19 protein-coding genes, 1 pseudogene and 1 other annotated feature are annotated in these 19,503 nt (G+C 55.0%); of the genes and pseudogenes, 11 read left to right on the forward strand and 9 right to left on the reverse strand.

Annotated features, from left to right (window positions below):
* Positions 1–146 precede the first annotated feature (146 nt).
* The 3 genes from HMPREF0201_RS13110 to dacD form a co-directional block, all read right to left on the reverse strand.
* Positions 147–581: a VOC family protein gene (locus tag HMPREF0201_RS13110; RefSeq protein WP_016537191.1), complete on the reverse strand. Its 435-nt coding sequence runs from the start codon at positions 579–581 to the stop codon at positions 147–149.
* 14 nt (positions 582–595) lie between these two features.
* Positions 596–1,060 carry a DNA gyrase inhibitor SbmC gene (gene sbmC / locus HMPREF0201_RS13115; RefSeq protein ID WP_039898420.1) on the reverse strand — a complete coding sequence of 155 codons (465 nt, stop codon included), beginning with the start codon at positions 1,058–1,060 and terminating at the stop codon, positions 596–598.
* 163 nt (positions 1,061–1,223) lie between these two features.
* The gene (gene dacD / locus HMPREF0201_RS13120; RefSeq protein WP_016537193.1) at positions 1,224–2,390 is read right to left on the reverse strand and encodes a serine-type D-Ala-D-Ala carboxypeptidase DacD; all 1,167 of its coding nucleotides are present in this window, start codon (positions 2,388–2,390) and stop codon (positions 1,224–1,226) included.
* 253 nt (positions 2,391–2,643) lie between these two features.
* Here dacD and HMPREF0201_RS13125 point away from each other — a divergent pair, with 253 nt between their 5' ends.
* Positions 2,644–3,795 carry an acyltransferase family protein gene (locus tag HMPREF0201_RS13125; protein WP_039898422.1) on the forward strand — a complete coding sequence of 384 codons (1,152 nt, stop codon included), beginning with the start codon at positions 2,644–2,646 and terminating at the stop codon, positions 3,793–3,795.
* A 76-nt stretch (positions 3,796–3,871) separates the two neighbouring features.
* Positions 3,872–5,299 (forward strand): exodeoxyribonuclease I, encoded by a 1,428-nt coding sequence (gene sbcB, locus HMPREF0201_RS13130; RefSeq protein WP_039899354.1) that lies wholly within the window; start codon positions 3,872–3,874, stop codon positions 5,297–5,299.
* Positions 5,300–5,361: 62 nt separating this feature from the next.
* Here the strand turns inward: sbcB and HMPREF0201_RS13135 are convergent, their stop codons facing one another.
* The 3 genes from HMPREF0201_RS13135 to HMPREF0201_RS13145 all read right to left on the reverse strand — a co-directional run bounded on the left by HMPREF0201_RS13135 (position 5,362) and on the right by HMPREF0201_RS13145 (position 8,851).
* Positions 5,362–6,726, reverse strand: coding sequence for an APC family permease (locus HMPREF0201_RS13135; RefSeq protein ID WP_016537196.1), 1,365 nt, complete (start codon positions 6,724–6,726; stop codon positions 5,362–5,364).
* Between the two features lie 345 nt (positions 6,727–7,071).
* A complete protein-coding gene (locus tag HMPREF0201_RS13140; RefSeq protein ID WP_016537197.1) occupies positions 7,072–7,986 on the reverse strand; it encodes a LysR substrate-binding domain-containing protein in 915 nt (304 codons plus the stop codon).
* 37 nt (positions 7,987–8,023) lie between these two features.
* Positions 8,024–8,851 carry an SDR family oxidoreductase gene (locus HMPREF0201_RS13145; protein ID WP_016537198.1) on the reverse strand — a complete coding sequence of 276 codons (828 nt, stop codon included), beginning with the start codon at positions 8,849–8,851 and terminating at the stop codon, positions 8,024–8,026.
* Positions 8,852–9,051: 200 nt separating this feature from the next.
* On the opposite strand from HMPREF0201_RS13145, the gene hisL reads away from it, so the two are divergent.
* The 9 genes from hisL (at position 9,052) to hisIE (ending at position 16,285) form a co-directional block, all read left to right on the forward strand.
* On the forward strand, positions 9,052–9,102 hold the full coding sequence (gene hisL, locus HMPREF0201_RS23075; protein WP_099516347.1) for a his operon leader peptide: 51 nt from the start codon (positions 9,052–9,054) through the stop codon (positions 9,100–9,102).
* Positions 9,078–9,200: a sequence feature (His leader region), on the forward strand. Its footprint overlaps the gene before it by 25 nt.
* 36 nt (positions 9,201–9,236) lie before the next feature.
* Positions 9,237–10,136 carry an ATP phosphoribosyltransferase gene (gene hisG / locus HMPREF0201_RS13150; protein ID WP_016537199.1) on the forward strand — a complete coding sequence of 300 codons (900 nt, stop codon included), beginning with the start codon at positions 9,237–9,239 and terminating at the stop codon, positions 10,134–10,136.
* A 4-nt stretch (positions 10,137–10,140) separates the two neighbouring features.
* Positions 10,141–11,448, forward strand: coding sequence for a histidinol dehydrogenase (gene hisD, locus HMPREF0201_RS13155; protein WP_016537200.1), 1,308 nt, complete (start codon positions 10,141–10,143; stop codon positions 11,446–11,448).
* Complete coding sequence (gene hisC / locus HMPREF0201_RS13160; RefSeq protein WP_016537201.1) at positions 11,445–12,527, forward strand: histidinol-phosphate transaminase; 1,083 nt, start codon at positions 11,445–11,447, stop codon at positions 12,525–12,527. The genes hisD and hisC overlap by 4 nt, the downstream gene beginning before the upstream one ends.
* Positions 12,524–13,591 (forward strand): bifunctional histidinol-phosphatase/imidazoleglycerol-phosphate dehydratase HisB, encoded by a 1,068-nt coding sequence (hisB, locus tag HMPREF0201_RS13165; protein ID WP_016537202.1) that lies wholly within the window; start codon positions 12,524–12,526, stop codon positions 13,589–13,591. Before hisC ends, hisB begins: the two co-directional genes overlap by 4 nt.
* Positions 13,591–14,181, forward strand: coding sequence for an imidazole glycerol phosphate synthase subunit HisH (gene hisH / locus HMPREF0201_RS13170; protein WP_016537203.1), 591 nt, complete (start codon positions 13,591–13,593; stop codon positions 14,179–14,181). Before hisB ends, hisH begins: the two co-directional genes overlap by 1 nt.
* A 3-nt stretch (positions 14,182–14,184) precedes the next feature.
* The gene (gene hisA / locus HMPREF0201_RS13175; protein WP_016537204.1) at positions 14,185–14,922 is read left to right on the forward strand and encodes a 1-(5-phosphoribosyl)-5-[(5-phosphoribosylamino)methylideneamino]imidazole-4-carboxamide isomerase; all 738 of its coding nucleotides are present in this window, start codon (positions 14,185–14,187) and stop codon (positions 14,920–14,922) included.
* Positions 14,904–15,680: an imidazole glycerol phosphate synthase subunit HisF gene (gene hisF, locus HMPREF0201_RS13180; protein ID WP_016537205.1), complete on the forward strand. Its 777-nt coding sequence runs from the start codon at positions 14,904–14,906 to the stop codon at positions 15,678–15,680. The genes hisA and hisF overlap by 19 nt, the downstream gene beginning before the upstream one ends.
* Positions 15,674–16,285: a bifunctional phosphoribosyl-AMP cyclohydrolase/phosphoribosyl-ATP diphosphatase HisIE gene (hisIE, locus tag HMPREF0201_RS13185; RefSeq protein WP_016537206.1), complete on the forward strand. Its 612-nt coding sequence runs from the start codon at positions 15,674–15,676 to the stop codon at positions 16,283–16,285. Before hisF ends, hisIE begins: the two co-directional genes overlap by 7 nt.
* 58 nt (positions 16,286–16,343) lie before the next feature.
* Here hisIE and wzzB read toward each other — a convergent pair whose 3' ends face one another.
* The 3 genes and pseudogenes from wzzB to HMPREF0201_RS13200 form a co-directional block, all read right to left on the reverse strand.
* Positions 16,344–17,342 (reverse strand): LPS O-antigen chain length determinant protein WzzB, encoded by a 999-nt coding sequence (gene wzzB, locus HMPREF0201_RS13190; protein ID WP_016537207.1) that lies wholly within the window; start codon positions 17,340–17,342, stop codon positions 16,344–16,346.
* Positions 17,343–17,541: 199 nt separating this feature from the next.
* Positions 17,542–18,951 (reverse strand): NADP-dependent phosphogluconate dehydrogenase, encoded by a 1,410-nt coding sequence (gene gndA / locus HMPREF0201_RS13195; RefSeq protein ID WP_016537208.1) that lies wholly within the window; start codon positions 18,949–18,951, stop codon positions 17,542–17,544.
* Between the two features lie 140 nt (positions 18,952–19,091).
* Positions 19,092–19,503: pseudogene (locus HMPREF0201_RS13200) on the reverse strand (phosphomannomutase CpsG); the annotation flags it as partial.

The raw sequence follows: 19,503 nt of genomic DNA on the forward strand, positions 1-19,503 counted from the left end.
GCTCTCCGGAAACAAAAACGCGATTGTACTCGTTTTTCCAAAAACGAGATCATAAAGCCGCCGCCCGCAGGCCTTTTACGAGCGATATTTCACATTTCCTTGCTGAATATCAGAAATCAGGCGGCATAACGCCGCCTTATAGAGCTTTAGCGCAGCCAGGGCGTTACCGTGACGCCCACCAGCAACCCTTCCGGGCTGAGCAGGCGAGATACCGTTTGCCCCCACGGCTCCAGGCGGTTTTCAATCAACAGCTGATACCCCGCCTGCTTAAGCACCGCCGTTGCCTGCCCGACATCTTCAACTTCAAATTCCACCCAGCTTTGCGGCGTAACCTGGTCAGCAGGCCACAACGCCAGGCCAAAGCATGACTGAGCGGCCTGGGCGAGCGGCCAGAGGGCAAAGTGCTTCACCCCGTCCAGCTCGCCGTGTTCCGTAGCCAGATAATCTTCATTGCCGTCCATCGCCTTTAGCGGCAACCCAAGCGCCTGCTGATAAAAAGCAGAGCTTGCCGCCACGTCTTGCGTTATCGGGCCATATCCGGCGACAAATAAAACCTTCAGCCCGGCAATCGCATCCACCATGGTCAGTACCTCACTCAGGCTTTAGTCACCGGGATATACATCTCTATTTCCCATACGCCGGAAGCAGAGCCGTCGCTAAGATAGATTTCGTAGCATGGCTTGCCGGTTAACCGATAACCGCCGTCGGCTTCGATCTGGTCGAAGAAGCGTTCCCAGGCCTGCTGGAATGCGTCGTTTTCAACGACGGCACGGCCGATGGCATAAGTATCCGCGGCAATTGAGGTGATAATTACGCCTTCACTGTTTTGCGGGAGGACGAAGTCATCCGCCACGCCAATTACCGTGTCTACGCGGAGTTTTTCTGCCGGGACAACGTCCGGGTCGTCATAATAAACGGCCAGCCAGTCGCCGTTCAGGCTGTGGGATTTCGCCCACAGAGCCAGTTGACCGAAGCCCTGTGGAACCGTTGTTTCCCACGGCCCCACCAGATGAAACCCGGCTACTTTGCGCGCCGGAACTTGCTGAACTTTGAACGTCATACTGCCTCCACGCTGATGAATAAATGCACTGTACATTTATACACTATATTTTTTGGAGCGAGCAAACAAGCTGCCAGTTTTGGGAGCAGCTTCGCAATCAGCTTAGGCCAAAAAAACGGGCCGCGTGATTAGCGCAGCCCGTTAGCAGGAAGTCCGGTTCCGGTTAAAACTTGCGGCTGATGAAATCGCCCAGGCGAGAGAAAACGCCGCCTTTATCTATAGGGGTCAGGTTAACCAGCGGCCAGTGAGAAATAAGCTTGTCGCCATCATAGAGTTCAATTTCACCCACCGGCGCATTGGCGGCGAGCGGGGCTTCCATGTCCTGTTTATTCAGCACATATTTCGCCTTAATGTTCGGCAGCTCTGATTTTGGCAACGCCAGGAAAACATCCTGATCCGGGCCTACGCTGAAGTTTGCTTTATCGCCATACCAGATGTGCTCGCTGCCGATAGCTTTGCCTTTTTGCAGCACCTGCACGGTGTCGAAGTTATCCTGCCCCCAGTGCAGCAACTTACGCGCCTGCTCCTCACGCCCTTTTGAGCTTTCGCCGCCCATGATCACTGCTATCAGGCGGCGCTGGCCCAACACGCTGGAGGCGATGATGTTAAATCCGGCGCTTTCGGTATGGCCGGTTTTCAGCCCGTCGACGTTAAGGGATTTGTCCCACAGCAGGCCGTTGCGGTTTTGCTGGGTAATGCCGTTCCAGGTGAGGCTGCGCTCGCTGTACATATGGTAGAACTGAGGCTCGCCGTGGATGATGGCGCGGGAGAGCACCGCCAGGTCGTAAGCCGAACTGTGCTGGCCGGGCGCATCAAGGCCGTGAACGGTTTCAAAATGGGTGTCATGCAGGCCAAGCTGCTCAACATAGTGGTTCATCATGGCAACAAACTGCTTCTGACCGCCGGCCACATAATCCGCCAGCGCCACGCAGGCGTCGTTGCCGGAGTCGATAATCAGCCCGCGGCTGAGGTCACGCACGGTCACTCTGTCGCCGGGTTTGATAAACATCAGCGATGAACCGTCAAATACCGGATTACCTTTCGCCCAGGCGTCTTTACCCACGGTGACGATATCGTCCGGCGTGATGCGTTTGCTGTCGATGGCGCGGTCTACCACGTAGCCGGTCATCAGCTTGGTGAGGCTCGCCGGGTTGCGCTGTACGTGTTCATTTCCCGCGGTTAAAACCTGCCCGGTGGTGTAATCCATCAATACCCATGCCCCGGCCTGAACCTGCGGCGGCTGTGGCTGATGGGCAAAAATATCATCAGCAAATGCGGTATTAACGGAAAGGGATACAAAGCTCAGAGCGGCAAGCAGGCGGGTTTTCAACGGAATATCCTCAAAGACTTAATTTACAGCGGCTCGTTTTACGGGAGTTCTTGTTACTTTGCCTCTTTAAATTGCAAGAAAATATGACATTTCATATTTGGTAATAATAATGACTGATAATTGTACGGAATATATTCCTTCATTTATCGTACTGCGTTTATTCCTGGATTCTCGATTTGCGCAAGTTTGGGATTGTCGCCCCGGCGATTCATTTTTACTCTGGGCAAAGAAAATACACTTTGAAGGTAACCTTATGGTGGAGAGTAAACCTTGGTCTCCCGAGCTTGAAGGGCTGCGCGGCCTGGCGTCGCTTTGGGTGCTGTTAGGCCACATTTGCCTGCTGGTGCAGTGCAAAATTCCGCTGCTTTACGACCCGGGGATGGGCGTCGATTTGTTTATTTTGCTGTCAGGTTATTTGATGGCGAAGAATTATCAGGAACGGCGTGAGCGAGAGCCGTGGAATAAATTATCAACATTTCGTGTCTTCTGGCTGAGACGCTTCTTCCGCATCGCCCCGCTCTATTATTTATTGCTGCTGGTGGCGTTGCTATTTGGCGGCTGGTTTGGCGAAATGCGCGATATTATCGCCAGCGCCTGGCCTTCAACCGCCACCGCAAGCAGCCGCTATGCCGACCATTCATTTATCAATATTGTCAGTCATCTGTCGTTTATTTTTGGTTTTATCCCGGCCTACTCTTTCCGCACCGTTCTGCCGGACTGGAGCATCGGCCTGGAGATGCAATATTACCTGCTGTTCCCGTTTATTATGCTGCTGGTGATGCGCTACGGGTTCGCACTGAGCTCGGTGTTGCTGATGATCGTTTGCCTCGCCGCCCGCTGGCTGCTGCCGGGTTATTTCGAGGCATTCCCGATGCCGTCGATGATCCTGATTAAGCTGCCGCTGTTTATTGCCGGAATGCTGATTTCCAGAGCCGTAATGCACAATAACCTGCGCTATTGTGCGCTGGCGCTGCTCGCCCCAGTCATTGCCTGGCAGATGCATATTGCCGAAAATCATCTGCGGCTGGTGGCGGAGTGCGTGATGATAATCGGTATGACGGTGCTGCTTTGGCCGCACGGGCAAGAAACGCGCCTGAGCCCCATCACCGCCCTGCCGCGTCGGCTATTAACCTGCCGGTTCAGCCTGTTTTTGGGCGATGTTTCTTACTCGGTTTATCTACTGCATTTGATGATAGTCATCCCGTTAATTGGCCTGCTGGTGCGCTACACGGCGTTTGCTCATCAACCCTCGCTGATACGCGCCCTGATTGTTGCCGCCATCACGCTGCCGCTGGTGTGGTTGATAGCCCTGGCGCTCTACCATAAGGTCGAAAAACGAGGGATTGCGTTAGGTAAGCGATTGATTGTCAGCACCGGGCTTCCCGCCGGACGCACGGCACCTTAAACGCGCTTTTCCTTCTGATGAGCAGACAGATGGTTTACCATTGGGTCAGATTACAACTAGCTCAATGGTAACCTCAGTGTCTGACTCCGCATCGCTTGCTACATTTCTGTTTCACGATTACGAGACCTTCGGCAAAAGCCCCTCCCTGGACAGGCCGGCGCAGTTTGCTGCCATTCGAACCGATGGCGAATTCAACGTTATTGGCGAGCCCGAAGTGTTTTACTGCAAGCCTGCGGATGACTACCTGCCCCAGCCGGAAGCCGTGATGATAACCGGAATAACGCCTCAGCAGGCGCTGGCCCGGGGCGATAACGAAGCGGCTTTTGCAAAACGCATTCACGCCATTTTTACCGTGCCGAAGACCTGCGTGGTGGGTTACAATAATGTGCGCTTCGACGATGAAGTTACCCGCAATATCTTTTACCGTAACTTCTACGATCCGTACGCCTGGAGCTGGCAAAACGATAACTCGCGCTGGGACCTGCTGGACGTGATGCGCGCCTGTTATGCCCTGCGCCCGGAAGGCATTGTCTGGCCGGAAAACGAAGACGGACTACCGAGCTTCCGTCTTGAGCATTTGACCAAAGCTAACGGAATTGAACACGCCAACGCCCACGACGCGATGTCCGATGTGTACGCAACTATTGCTATGGCTCAACTGGTGAAAACCCGCCAGCCGCGTCTGTTCGACTATCTCTACAGCCACCGCTCGAAGCAAAAACTACAAACGCTGATTGATATTCCGCAAATGAAGCCCCTGGTTCACGTTTCGGGCATGTTTGGCGCCGCACGCGGGAATACCAGCTGGATTGCGCCGCTGGCCTGGCACCCGGATAACCGCAATGCGGTGATTATGGTGGATTTGGCCGGGGATATTTCTCCGCTGCTGGAGCTGGACGCCGATACGCTGCGCGAGCGCCTGTATACGCCAAAAGCGGCGCTGGGCAATACGGCAGCGGTGCCCATTAAGCTGGTACATCTGAATAAATGCCCGGTGCTTGCGGTAGCTAATACCCTGCGCCCGGAAGACGCCGAACGCCTGGGGATCAACCGCCAGCAGTGCCTCGATAATCTGAAGGTGCTGCGCGAGCACCCTGAAGTGCGCGAGAAGGTAGTCGCCCTGTTTGCCGAGGCAGAGCCTTTTGTTCCTTCTGATAACGTGGACGCCCAGCTGTATAACGGCTTCTTCAGCGATGCAGACCGCGCTGCAATGCGCATTGTGCTGCAAACCGACCCACAAAACCTTCCGGCGCTGGATATCACCTTCGCCGACAAGCGTATTGAGAAGCTGCTCTTCAACTACCGGGCGCGTAACTGGCCGGGCACGTTGAGCGAAGATGAGCAGAACCGCTGGCTACAGCATCGCCAGGAAGTGCTTTCCCAGGAGGCTCTGCAGGCCTACGCCCAGGAGCTTGAGGCACTTTACAACCAACATGAAGGCGACAAAGAAAAGCTGGCGTTACTCAAAGCGCTGTTCGAATACGCTCAATATCTGGTGGGTTAATCTTTCCGGCAGGTAAAAAAAAGGCTCCCATCGACGGGAGCCTTTTTTATATTTGAATGCTATTACGCGATGTCTTCGTTGTACTGAGGCACCGGGTTACGGAAGCTGCGGGTGACGCAGGCAACGTAAATCAGGCCAATTGCGCCCCAAATCAGGCCGAGGATCATCGAGCTTTCTTCCAGGTTAATCCACAGTGCACCAACGGTCAGAGCGCCAATAGTTGGCAGAACCAGGTAGTTCAGGTGGTCCTTAAGGGACTTGTTGCGCTTTTCGCGGATCCAGAACTGAGAGATAACCGACAGGTTAACGAAGGTAAAGGCCACCAGCGCACCGAAGTTAATCAGAGCGGTTGCGGTTACCAGGTCAAAGTCGATAGCCATCAGCGCTACCGCGCCAACCAGCAGTACGTTAAACGCCGGGGTACGCCATTTCGGGTGAATGTAGCCGAAGAAGCGGTTCGGGAACACGCCGTCACGGCCCATCACGTACATCAGGCGAGAAACGCCGGTGTGCGCCGCCATACCGGAAGCCAGCACGGTAATGGTGGAGAAGATAAGCGCGCCAACCTGGAAGGCTTTACCCGCAACGAACAGCATAATTTCAGGCTGAGACGCATCCGGATCTTTAAAGCGAGAGATATCCGGGAAGTACAGCTGCAGGAAATAGGTCGAGACGATGAAAATCATGCCGCCAATCAGCGCGGTCAGGAAAATAGCCCGAGGAATAACACGCTCGGCGTCCTTGGTCTCTTCAGACAGGTTGCTGATGCCGTCAAAGCCGGTGAATGAGAAGCAGAGAATAGTCGCCCCGGTAATCATCGGTGCAATGTGTGCGTTTTCAGACCAGAACGGTTTGCTGCTTGTCAGCGTACCCGCGCCTTCACCACCGGCAACACCGTAAACCACCATGCCCATAATGACCGCAATCAGCACGATTTGCAGCAGCACGATGACGCTGTTGAAGTTGGCAACGGTTTTGACGCTGCGCAGGTTAGAGACCGTCATAAAGCCGACCAGCACCACCACGAAGATCCACGAAGGGACACCGGGCACCAGAGCTTCAAAATAGATTTTCGCCAGCAGAATATTGATCATCGGCGCGAACAGATAGTCGAGCAGCGACGACCAGCCCACCATAAAACCGACCAGCGGGTTAATGGACTTCTGAGCGTAGGTATAAGCGGAACCCGCAGACGGGAAACGACGCACCAGCTTGCCATAGCTCAGCGCGGTGAACAGAATCGCCACCAGAGCAAAGGCATAAGCCGTCGGCACATGGCCATCGGTCATCCCGGAAACAATACCGAAAGTATCAAACAAGGTCATCGGCTGCATGTAGGCAAGGCCCATCATAACTACCGGAACCAGCGTCAGGGTCTTATGCAGACCTGGGCGGGTGTTTGCACCTGCGGTGACGTTAAGCGACATGGTTGTTTCCCTCAATAGAGAAAGCCTGCGCAAAAGCAAAAATCTGCCCCATCTCAATTTCCTCGGCGACACGACTGTCGTTTTTTAAAAGCTAGTATCTATCCGGTACGAAGCCCGGCCTCTTGGTTTTTTTGGCAAATGCCGTTTGTCTGACTTAGTTGATTGCAAAAAAATAACCGACGTCTCTTAAACGTCGGTTAGTCTTCTATTTTTGCTGGCGCGTATTTTGCACCATTAACGGGCACAATGACAAGATGTTAGAATCATCTTTGGCAATTTCTTTTTCACCGGCTCGCCGTCATAGACCTTAGTCCTTGTATTGGATTGTTGCCAGGTAAGAAAGTGCTATTTTTCCGGGCGGGCATAAACCTGCGCAATTTGCGCGTCGCTGACAATTTTCTCCCGCCACCATTCGCTGGCAAGTCCGGCGGTTTGCTCGTTCCAGCCTATCCAGACCGGCACAAAAGGCACCTGCCCGACGACCTGCTTTTCCACCAGCGCCCCGCTGTCGATAAAACGCTGGGCCATATAGCGCGGCATGTAGCCGCAGCCGATGCCGCTGATTTGCAGTTCCAGCTTGGTTTTGAAATCAAACACCGTGATGGCTTCCTGTTCTTCCAGTAGATGCATGGCGCGGGCAGACTCTATTCTGGAAGTATCCCCCACGACTACGGCGCGTGAACGCTTGATTAAGCGCCTTGTCAGCGGCTCCTCTGCTTTCGCCAGCGCATGGTGGGGGGCCACCACAAAGACTATTTCCAGCCTTCCCAGCAACGTAAAGCCAAAGCCGCTCAGGGAAGGCGGGTCGCTCATCGCGCCGACGATAATATCCGCCCGCCCTTCGGTTAGCGCCTCCCACGAACCGCCCAACACGTCGTTAATAAATTTAAGGCGCGTCACGCTGTAACTTTGATAGAAGGCTTCGATTAACGGGGTAAGCAGAGAGAACGGAAAAGCATTATCGACGCCGATGGTCAGCTCGTTTTCCCAGCCTTGTTGTAGCTTGATGGCCTGCTGCTCCAGCTCGCGCACCGAATGCAGGATCTCCCGCCCTTTTTCCAGCAGCAGCTCGCCGGTGCGGGTAAAACGCGACCGATGACCGCTGCGGTCAAGGATCTGGATATTGAGATCGCTTTCCAGCTTTTGCACGCTATAGCTCAGCGCAGACGGTGTTTTAAAGAGTTTTGCCGCCGCAGCAGCAAAACTCCCTTCTTTATCCAGCGCATCCAGAATGATCAGGACCTCAAGCAAAGGTTTCATACTCGCTCCCGGGTGCGCGGAGCCTGCCGCGCGGCTGTTATTGCATCGGCATAATCAGCGGATTGGGGTATTGATACTCGAAGCCTAGCTCATTACAGATGCGGCTGCCGTCAATCAACTTGCCGTGGCCGCTTTGCGCCTCGCTGCGGAACTGCGGAGCCTCCAGCCCAATTTGCCGCGCCATGTGCGAATAAAACTCGGCCCGCGTTGGGTGCGAAGGCGCGCAGAGGTTATAAACGTGCCCGCCCTTAGGCGCCTGCAACAGCAGCGTGATGGCGGCGATAACGTCTTCCAGGTGCACCAGGTTCACGCCGTGATGCCCGTTTGCCACATCCTTTTTCCCTGCCAGGAACCGGCCAGGATGGCGCTCCGGCCCGACCAATCCGGCCAGGCGCAGAATATCAACCGAAGTACCGGGCAGGCGATGCAACCAGTCCTCCAGCTCTTTTAACACTCGCCCGCTGGCGGTAACCGGCCGAAGTGGCGCGGTTTCTTTAACGTTACCTTCACCCTCGCCGTATACGGAAGTCGAGCTGGTAAAGATGATGCGGGGCACCGAATGGGCCAGCGCGCTATCAACGATTTCCTGCACCGCCTGCAAATAGAAGTCATCGCCCTCGCCGCTGCGGCGAGCCGGCAGCGTTATCACCAGAGCATCAACGTTCAGCAAAGCGTCCAGATCCTCGCTTTCGCAAACCAGCTCAGGCTGTAATTGCAGCTGATAGCTTTCGATGCCGCACATACGCGCCGCTTCTACGCCATCCAGCGTGGTTTTGCTTCCGCTGACCTGAAAACCGCGCGCTGCTAATGACAGCCCCAGCGGCATTCCCAACCACCCCAACCCGACTATTGCGACCCTTTTCATGCCTTGTCTCCTGACCTGACAGCATTATCTTCTGACGAGTGAATTTGACTCTCTATTAAGGCTACGCCACCGGCGCGTAACTGACAATTAACTCTCCCCAACAGAATATTAACCAGAGGGGAAAAAACCCCTTGCGCTCAATGCGTAATCTGGTTTACGTTAATTGGCACATAATGAATAGTCATTCATACGAGAATTTTATGACACGCGTTCCATTTAAAAACCACCATCATCACCATCACCCTGACTAGTCTTTCAGGCGATTGGTGCTGGGAGACGAAAAGATCTTCCAGTGGTGCGTGAACGCGAGATAAAGCCCCCGGAAGATTTCTTCCGGGGGCTTTTTTTTGGGCGTCAGACAGGAATTAATAAGGGGTAACAACCGATGACCGACAACAACCGTTTACGCATAGCTATGCAGAAATCTGGCCGCCTTAGCGATGATTCACGCGAATTACTCGCACGCTGCGGCATAAAAATCAACCTGCACACTCAGCGCCTGATTGCGCTGGCAGAAAACATGCCTATCGACATTCTGCGCGTACGCGATGACGACATCCCGGGCCTGGTGATGGACGGCGTTGTCGACCTCGGTATTATCGGTGAAAACGTCCTTGAAGAAGAGTTGTTAACCCGCCGCGCCCAGGGTGACGACCCGCGCTATTTCACGCTGCGTCGCCTCGACTTCGGCGGCTGCCGCCTGTCTCTGGCAACCGCCGTGGACGAACCGTGGGACGGCCCGGCAAGCCTGAACAACAAACGCATTGCCACCTCTTACCCGCACCTGCTCAAGCGCTACCTCGACCAGAAAGGCGTGCAGTTTAAATCCTGCCTGCTTAACGGTTCGGTGGAAGTGGCTCCGCGTGCGGGCCTGGCCGACGCAATTTGCGACCTGGTTTCCACCGGCGCAACGCTCGAAGCCAACGGCCTGCGTGAAGTTGAAGTGATCTACCGCTCCAAAGCCTGCCTTATTCAGCGCGACGGCGAAATGCCGGAAGCCAAACAGCAACTTATCGACAAACTGCTGACCCGTATTCAGGGCGTGATTCAGGCACGCGAGTCCAAATACATCATGCTGCATGCGCCAAGCTCTCGCCTGGACGAAGTTATCGCCCTGCTGCCGGGTGCCGAGCGTCCGACCATTCTGCCCCTGGCCGGTGACCAGCAGCGCGTAGCCATGCATATGGTGAGCAGCGAGACGCTGTTCTGGGAAACCATGGAGAAGCTGAAAGCGCTGGGCGCCAGTTCTATTCTGGTGCTGCCGATTGAGAAGATGATGGAGTGACCCGATGAGCAACTTCAACACGCTGATTAACTGGAACGAGTGCGATGAAAACGCCCGCAGTGCCCTGCTGATGCGCCCGGCGATTTCCGCCTCTGACAGCATTACCCGCACCGTTGCCGAAATTATCGACAACGTAAAAAGCAACGGCGACGTCGCGCTGCGTGAATACAGCGCAAAGTTTGATAAAACCGAAGTCCGGCAGCTCAAAGTGACTTCGCAGCAAATCGACGAGGCGGTAGCCCGCCTGGGCGTCGATATTAAAGAAGCGATGGCCGTTGCGGTTGCCAATATCGAAAAGTTCCATCTCGCCCAGCAGCTGGCTCCGGTTGATGTGGAAACCATGCCCGGCGTGCGCTGCCAGCAGGTTACCCGCCCGGTGGCTTCCGTGGGCCTGTATATTCCCGGCGGCTCTGCGCCGTTGTTCTCCACTGTACTGATGCTGGCAACGCCCGCCCGCATTGCCGGCTGCAAAAAAGTGGTGCTTTGCTCACCTCCGCCGATTGCCGACGAGATCCTCTATGCCGCGCAGCTGTGCGGCGTGCAGGAGGTGTTTCAGGTTGGCGGCGCACAGGCGATTGCCGCCCTGGCGCTGGGGACCGAAAGTATCCCGAAAGTGGATAAAATCTTTGGGCCTGGTAACGCCTTTGTTACCGAGGCGAAACGCCAGGTCAGCCAGCGTCTTGACGGCGCGGCAATCGACATGCCCGCCGGACCCTCAGAAGTGCTGGTCATCGCCGACAGCGGCGCAACGCCGGACTTCGTGGCCTCCGACCTGCTTTCTCAGGCGGAGCACGGCCCGGACTCGCAGGTTATTCTACTGACGCCGGACGCCGCGATGGCCGAAGCCGTAGCCCAGGCCGTTGAGCGCCAGCTTGCCGCCCTGCCGCGTGCCGAAACGGCCCGTAAGGCGCTGGAAAGCAGCCGCCTGATTGTTGCCCGCGACCTTGCCCAGTGCATCGAAATCTCTAACCAGTACGGTCCGGAGCACCTGATTATCCAGACGCGTAACGCCCGTGAACTGGTGGACAGCATTACCAGCGCCGGGTCGGTGTTCCTGGGCGACTGGTCGCCGGAGTCCGCTGGCGACTACGCCTCCGGCACTAACCACGTGCTGCCGACTTACGGTTATACCTCCACCTGCTCCAGCCTCGGGCTGGCGGACTTCCAGAAGCGCATGACCGTGCAGGAGCTTTCCCCGCAGGGCTTCGCCTCGCTGGCAAAAACGATTGAGATTCTGGCCGCTGCCGAGCAGCTTACCGCCCACAAAAACGCCGTTACCTTACGCGTCGCCGCCCTGAAGGAGCAAGCATGAGCATCGAAGAGTTAGCCCGCGCCAACGTTCGCGCCCTGACCCCTTATCAGTCTGCCCGTCGCCTCGGCGGCAGCGGCGATGTGTGGCTGAACGCCAACGAATACCCGACGCCGGTTGAGTATGAGCTCAGCGCCAACACGCTGAACCGCTACCCGGAATGCCAGCCTAAGCAGGTCATTGCCAATTACGCCAGCTACGCAGGCCTCAAGCCTGAGCAGGTACTGGTCAGCCGCGGCGCGGACGAAGGCATAGAACTCTTGATCCGCGCATTTTGCGAGCCGGGCAAAGACGCGATTCTTTACTGCCCGCCGACCTACGGAATGTACACCGTCAGCGCCGAAACTATCGGCGTGGAGTGCCGCACGGTAGCCACTCTGGATAACTGGCAGCTGGATCTGCCCGCGATTGCCGAAAAGCTCGACGGCGTAAAAGTGGTTTATGTATGCAGCCCAAACAACCCAACTGGCCAGCTGATTAACCCGCAGGATTTACGCGTGCTGCTGGAAATGACGCGTGGCAAAGCGCTGGTGGTTGCCGACGAAGCCTATATCGAATTCTGCCCGCAGGCGACGCTGGCGGGCTGGCTTGAAGAGTACCCGAATCTGGTGATTTTGCGCACCTTGTCAAAAGCTTTTGCGTTGGCAGGCCTGCGCTGCGGCTTTACCCTGGCGAGTGAAGAGGTCATTAACCTGCTGCTGAAAGTCATCGCCCCTTACCCGCTCTCTACTCCGGTGGCCGACATTGCCGCACAGGCGCTTAGCCCTCAGGGTATAAACGCCATGCGCGAGCGTGTTGCCCAGGTGCTGCTTAACCGCCAGTTCCTGATTAGCGAGCTTAAAAATACGCCTTGCGTCGAGCAAGTTTTCGACAGCGAAACCAACTATGTTCTGGCGCGAATTACGGCTTCCAGCGCGGTCTTTAAATCGCTGTGGGATCAGGGCATTATCTTACGTGACCAAAATAAACAACCGACTTTAAGCGGCTGCCTGCGCATCAGCATCGGCACACGCGAAGAGTGCCAGCGCGCTATCGACGCGCTGCGCCAGCAACCCGGCCTGCAGGCCACGGAGAGCAAATGAGCCAGAAAGTTCTTTTTATCGACCGCGACGGAACCCTGATTTCCGAGCCACCAAGCGACTATCAGGTCGATCGCATGGATAAGCTCGCTTTTGAACCGGCGGTTATCCCGGCTCTGCTGCAACTGCAAAAAGCAGGCTTCAGGCTGGTGATGATTACCAATCAGGATGGGCTCGGCACCGCCAGCTTCCCGCAGGTTGACTTCGACGGCCCGCACAACCTGATGATGCAGGTACTGACTTCTCAGGGCATCACCTTTGATGAAGTGCTGATTTGCCCGCACCTTCCGGCCGACAACTGCGACTGCCGCAAGCCTAAGCTGGCGCTGGTTACCGGTTATTTGCAGGAAGGCACGCTGGATAAGGCCAACAGCTACGTAATTGGCGACCGCGCTACCGACATCGAACTGGCGGAAAATATGGGCATTCAGGGGCTGCGCTATAGCGGTGATACCCTGAACTGGCAACAGATAGCCGAGAAGCTGACAAAACGCGACCGTTATGCGCACGTTGAGCGCAATACGAAAGAAACACAGATTGACGTGAAGGTCTGGCTGGATCGCGAAGGCGGCAGCAAGATTGCCACCGGCGTGGGCTTCTTCGACCACATGCTCGATCAGATCTGTACCCACGGCGGCTTCCGCATGGAGATCGCGGTGAAAGGCGACTTGTACATTGACGATCACCACACCGTGGAAGATACCGGCCTGGCGCTCGGTGAAGCGCTGAAACTGGCGCTCGGCGACAAGCGCGGTATCACCCGCTTTGGCTTTGTGCTGCCGATGGACGAATGCCTGGCACGCTGCGCGCTGGACATCTCTGGCCGCCCGCACCTCGAATATAAAGCCGAGTTCAACTATCAGCGCGTTGGCGACCTGAGCACCGAAATGGTCGAACACTTCTTCCGCTCGCTTTCTTACACTATGGGCGTAACGCTGCACCTGAAAACCAAAGGCAAGAACGATCACCACCGCGTAGAAAGCCTGTTCAAGGTGTTTGGCCGTACCCTGCGCCAGGCGATCCGCGTTGAAGGCGATACGCTCCCCTCCTCTAAAGGAGTGCTGTGATGAATGTGGTTATCCTCGATACCGGCTGCGCCAACCTTCATTCGGTAAAATCGGCGATTCAGCGCCACGGCTATGAGCCGCAGGTGAGCCGCGATCCGGACGTTGTGCTGCGCGCCGACAAACTTTTTTTACCCGGCGTGGGCACCGCGCAGGCGGCAATGGATCAAATTATCGAACGTGATTTGGTCGAGCTGATTAAAGCCTGTACCCAGCCGGTGCTGGGGATTTGCCTCGGCATGCAGCTGCTGGGCGGCCGCAGCGACGAAAGCAACGGCGTTGAGATGCTCGGCATCATCGACCAGCCGGTATTGCAGATGAAAGACTTCGGCCTGCCGCTTCCGCATATGGGCTGGAATCGCGTTTACCCGAAAGCGGGCGATCGCCTGTTCCGCGGCATTGAAGACGGGGCTTATTTTTACTTTGTTCACAGCTACGCGATGCCGGTCTGCGCAAACACCATCGCTCAGGCAAGCTACGGCGATCCGTTCACCGCTGCGGTACAAAAAGATAACTTCTGGGGCGTGCAGTTCCACCCGGAGCGTTCCGGCGCGGCTGGCGCTCAGTTGCTGAAAAACTTTCTGGAGATGTAAGCCATGATTATCCCGGCTCTTGATTTAATCGACGGCAAAGTGGTGCGTCTCCACCAGGGCGATTACGGTCAGCAGCGTGACTACGGCAGCGATCCTCTGCCACGCTTGCAGGATTACCAGGCCCAGGGCGCGCAAGTGCTGCACCTGGTTGACCTGACAGGTGCAAAAGATCCGGCCGCCCGCCAGATCCCACTGCTGCAAAAACTGCTGGCTGGCGTAACCGTGCCGGTGCAGGTTGGCGGCGGTGTGCGTACCGAGCAAGATGTGGAAGCCCTGCTGGAAGCCGGTGCGGCCCGCGTAGTGGTTGGCTCAACGGCGGTTAAATCCCCGGAGCTGGTACAGGGCTGGTTTGAGCGTTTTGGCGCCGATGCGCTGGTGCTGGCCCTGGACGTGCGCATTGACGCCGCAGGCAACAAACAGGTGGCGGTCAGCGGCTGGCAGGAAACCTCCGGCACCACGCTTGAGCAACTCGTCGAACAGTTTTTACCCTTCGGCCTGAAGCATGTCCTGTGTACGGATATTTCTCGCGACGGGACGCTTGCTGGCTCCAACGTGGAGCTTTATCAGGAAGTATGCGCTCGTTTTCCGCAGGTGGCTTTCCAGGCTTCCGGCGGTATCGGCGGCATTGACGATATCGCAGCCTTGCGGGGTAGCGGCGTGAAGGGCGTGATTGTCGGGCGCGCGCTGCTGGAAGGTAAATTCAACGTAACGGAGGCCATTTCATGCTGGCAAAACGGATAATTCCCTGCCTGGACGTGCGTGACGGCCAGGTCGTAAAAGGCGTGCAGTTCCGCAACCACGAAATCATCGGAGATATCGTTCCGCTGGCTCAGCGCTACGCGCAGGAAGGTGCCGATGAGCTGGTGTTCTACGATATCACCGCTTCCAGCGATGGCCGCGTAGTAGATAAAAGCTGGGTCACTCGCGTGGCCGAAGTGATTGATATTCCGTTCTGCGTGGCGGGCGGGATCAAGTCCGTTGAAGACGCGGCGCAGATCCTCTCCTTCGGCGCAGATAAGATCTCCATCAACTCCCCTGCCCTGGCCGACCCGACGCTGATAACTCGTCTGGCAGAACGCTTTGGCGTGCAGTGCATTGTGGTGGGAATTGATACCTGGTTTGATGCCGAAACCGGCAAATACCACGTTAACCAGTATACCGGCGACGAAAGCCGCACTCGCGTCACTCAGTGGGAAACGCTGGACTGGGTGCAGGAAGTGCAAAAGCGCGGCGCGGGGGAAATTGTGTTGAATATGATGAACCAGGACGGCGTGCGTAATGGCTACGACCTGGAGCAATTAAGGAAAGTGCGTGAAGTGTGCCACGTCCCGCTGATAGCCTCCGGCGGCGCGGGAACGATGGAGCACTTCCATGAAGCGTTCCGCGATGCGGATGTTGACGGCGCCCTGGCGGCTTCCGTGTTCCATAAGCAAATTATCAATATTGGTGAACTGAAGGCGTTCCTGGTTCAGCAAGGCGTGGAGATTCGAGAGTGTTAACAGAACAACAGCTTGCCCAGCTGGACTGGGAAAAAACCGATGGCCTGATGCCGGTTATCGTTCAGCATGCGGTGTCCGGCGAAGTGCTGATGCTGGGCTATATGAATCAGGATGCGCTGGCGAAAACGCTCGATACCGGCAAAGTGACTTTCTTCTCGCGCACCAAACAGCGCCTGTGGACCAAGGGAGAAACCTCTGGCCACTTCCTGAACGTGGTGCGTATTGCCCCGGACTGCGATAACGATACGCTGCTGGTGCTGGTGAACCCAATCGGCCCAACCTGCCACCTTGGCACCTCAAGCTGCTTTGGCGAAGCTCATCACGACTGGCACTTCCTGTTTGAGCTCGAACAGCTGCTGGCCTCACGTAAAACCGCGGACCCGGCAAGTTCTTACACCGCGAAGCTGTACGCCAGCGGCACCAAGCGTATTGCTCAAAAAGTGGGAGAAGAAGGCGTGGAAACCGCACTGGCCGCCACCGTGAATGACCGCCACGAACTGACTAATGAAGCCTCCGACCTGATGTATCACCTGCTGGTACTGCTCCAGGATCAGGATTTGGACTTGAGCACCGTGATTGAAAATTTACGCGCCCGGCATAAATAACGGCTCGCTGTAGACGTAAAAAAGGCCGCTGATGCGGCCTTTTGTTTGCTTCGGGCATTTATGCCGCGGGTTTATAATTCCGCAATGCGTTACGGCCAAGCACATAGCCAGAACCCACAATCACGCCTAACAGAGCAGCTAATACAAGCGTTAACCCTTTTTTAGGACTGTCCCTGTGAACCGGCAGAGTCGGTTTCATAATGTAGCGAAATGCGTAAGTCGTTTCAGGTGTGGATTTCAGCTCACTAACCGCTAACAACGCCTGACGCGCGTTAAAGTAAGAGTTATCTAAAGGTAACGGGCGAGAAGCTTCATTTTTAATCATCGAAGAGAGTGCTTCGCTACCCAGTACAAACAGGGTGTCTTCAGATAACGTTTCCGCCTGCGAAACCACAGGTTTGGTAATGTTTGACTGCTGAGCGACAACCAGCGCCTGGTTTAACTCATCAAGGCGTTTTTGCTGCTTCTCTTTGGCGACTTTTTCTTGAGTAGATAGCTGGTCCTTTAAATCACTGATTTTTGCATCAACAGAGGTTTTAAGGTCGCTATCCAATTCAGTAACAATACGCTTATTAATTTGCTGAATGTATGCGTTAAGGGTTTGCTGCGCCTGCTGAGCAGAGTTAGCAACGTAGCTAATTTTCAGCGGTAACGGCTGATCTTTGCTTGCCGCCTCAATGATTAATTTCTCAGGCTTCTGCTGGTTATCTAACTGATCGGAAAGCGCTGCAAGAGCAGAGTTAAATCGGCCAAAGTAGCGTTGCTGGATTTCAAGAAGTGATGGTGCTGCTTCTGAATGCTGGAGGCTAAGAATATTCATAGCATTGCTGTAGTTTGAAACCTGTCCGGCATCTGCATAGGTCACAATCGCTGCTGATGTCCATTTTTCTTTGGCAACAAAAAGATATGCAACGGCACCAATAAGAAAAATGACAGCAAAAGCGATGATTATTTTTTTACCACGCCACAGTTGTATAACAAGATCGATTAAATCAATTGACTCTTCAGCCTGGCTGCCGGCGCGATCCCTCGTCACGTTAGTATCATTTATGCTCATAATAACCCTAATATTTATAAGTTGATCTGCGCTAACCGCGGACCAGTAGACATGTGCTTATTGCTAAGAGACCGAAAGACAATAAATTCGATAAAACGACTATTTTTTATTCTATACATCAATTCTATATTATCATCGAAATCATATAAAAAGGGTCCCTGATGAAGGACCCTTTAGAGTTAGTAGCCAGATTTTAAGATTAATCTAACCATTCGGTGTGGAACACACCTTCTTTATCGGTACGCTTATAAGTGTGCGCCCCGAAGTAGTCACGCTGTGCCTGAATCAGGTTAGCCGGCAGAACCGCTGCGCGGTAGCTGTCGTAGTATGCGATAGCAGCCGAGAAGGTTGGCGTTGGGATACCATTCTGTACAGCATAGGAAATCACGTCACGCAGAGCTTGCTGGTAATCGTCGGCAATCTTCTTGAAGTAAGGCGCCAGCAGCAGGTTAGCAATAGCCGGGTTCTCTTCATAGGCGTCAGTAATTTTCTGCAGGAACTGCGCACGAATAATGCAGCCCGCACGGAAAATCTTAGCGATCTCACCGTAATTCAGATCCCAGTTATTCTCTTCAGACGCAGCACGCAGCTGAGAGAAGCCCTGAGCGTAAGAAACGATTTTACCCAGGTACAGAGCACGGCGAACTTTCTCGCTAAACTCGGCTTTATCACCGGAGAATGGCTTAGCCTGTGGGCCACTCAACACTTTAGATGCCGCAACACGCTGCTCTTTCAGGGAAGAGATATAACGAGCAAATACGGATTCGGTAATCAGAGACAGCGGCTCACCGAGATCCAAGGAGCTCTGGCTGGTCCACTTACCGGTACCTTTGTTGGCAGCTTCGTCCAGAATCACATCAACCAGATATTTCCCTTCTTCATCTTTCTTGGTGAAGATATCTTTGGTGATGTCGATCAGATAGCTGCTCAGCTCGCCTTTGTTCCATTCAGTAAAGGTTTCGGCCAGCTCTTCGTTAGACAGGTTCAGACCGTGCTTCAGCAGAGAATACGCCTCAGCAATCAGCTGCATGTCACCGTATTCGATGCCGTTATGCACCATCTTCACGTAGTGACCTGCGCCATCAGGACCGATATAGGTCACACATGGCTCACCGTCTTCTGCAACAGCAGCAATTTTAGTCAGGATAGGGGCAACCAGCTCGTAAGCGTCTTTCTGGCCGCCAGGCATGATGGATGGCCCTTTCAGCGCGCCTTCTTCACCGCCGGAAACACCGGTACCGATAAAGTTGAAGCCTTCGGCAGACAAATCACGATTACGACGGATGGTGTCGTGGTAGAAGGTGTTCCCGCCATCAATAATGATATCGCCTTTATCAAGGAACGGTTTCAGGGAGTCGATGGCAGCATCAGTGCCAGCGCCCGCTTGCACCATCAACAGGATACGACGCGGCGTTTCAAGGGACTCAACAAACTCTTTTACGGTGTAATAAGGAACCAGCTTCTTGCCAGGGTTCTCTGCGACGACTTCTTCAGTCTTCTCACGGGAGCGGTTGAATACGGAAACGGTATAGCCACGGCTTTCGATGTTCAGCGCCAGGTTGCGCCCCATCACGGCCATACCAACAACGCCGATCTGCTGTTTGGACATTACATACTCCTGTCAGGTGTGCTCACCGCGCCACCGGCGCGGCTTGAAATGTGGCTTTGATGTTAACTCACCTTATTAGCTCTGGGTAGAGTTTGATGCAACTCACATTATAAAGAGCACAGAGTTAGAAAACTAAGCGATCATTTTTGACGTAACAAGTCTAAAACTTCGGCAGTTTTTTGCTGCATCAATGCTTCGTCATTACGCGACTCCACGTTAAGGCGCACCACCGGCTCGGTGTTGGAGCTGCGCAGGTTGAACCGCCAGTCGCCAAACGCCATGCTGATCCCGTCCGTGTGGTCGATTTCTTCTGCATGTGGCCCAAAATGGGCACGCACCCGCTCAATCGCCGCGCTCGGGTCATCCAGTTTGCTGTTGATTTCCCCGCTTGCGGGCCAGGCGGCCATGCGGTCACGGACCAGCTCGCCCAGCGTTTTACCCTTCAGACACAGCAGCTCGGTCACCAGCAGCCACGGGATCATCCCGCTGTCGCAGTAGGCAAAATCACGGAAATAGTGATGGGCGCTCATCTCCCCGCCGTAAATCGCATCC

Origin of the sequence: Cedecea davisae DSM 4568 (assembly GCF_000412335.2) — a bacterium.
Classification (GTDB): domain Bacteria; phylum Pseudomonadota; class Gammaproteobacteria; order Enterobacterales; family Enterobacteriaceae; genus Cedecea; species Cedecea davisae.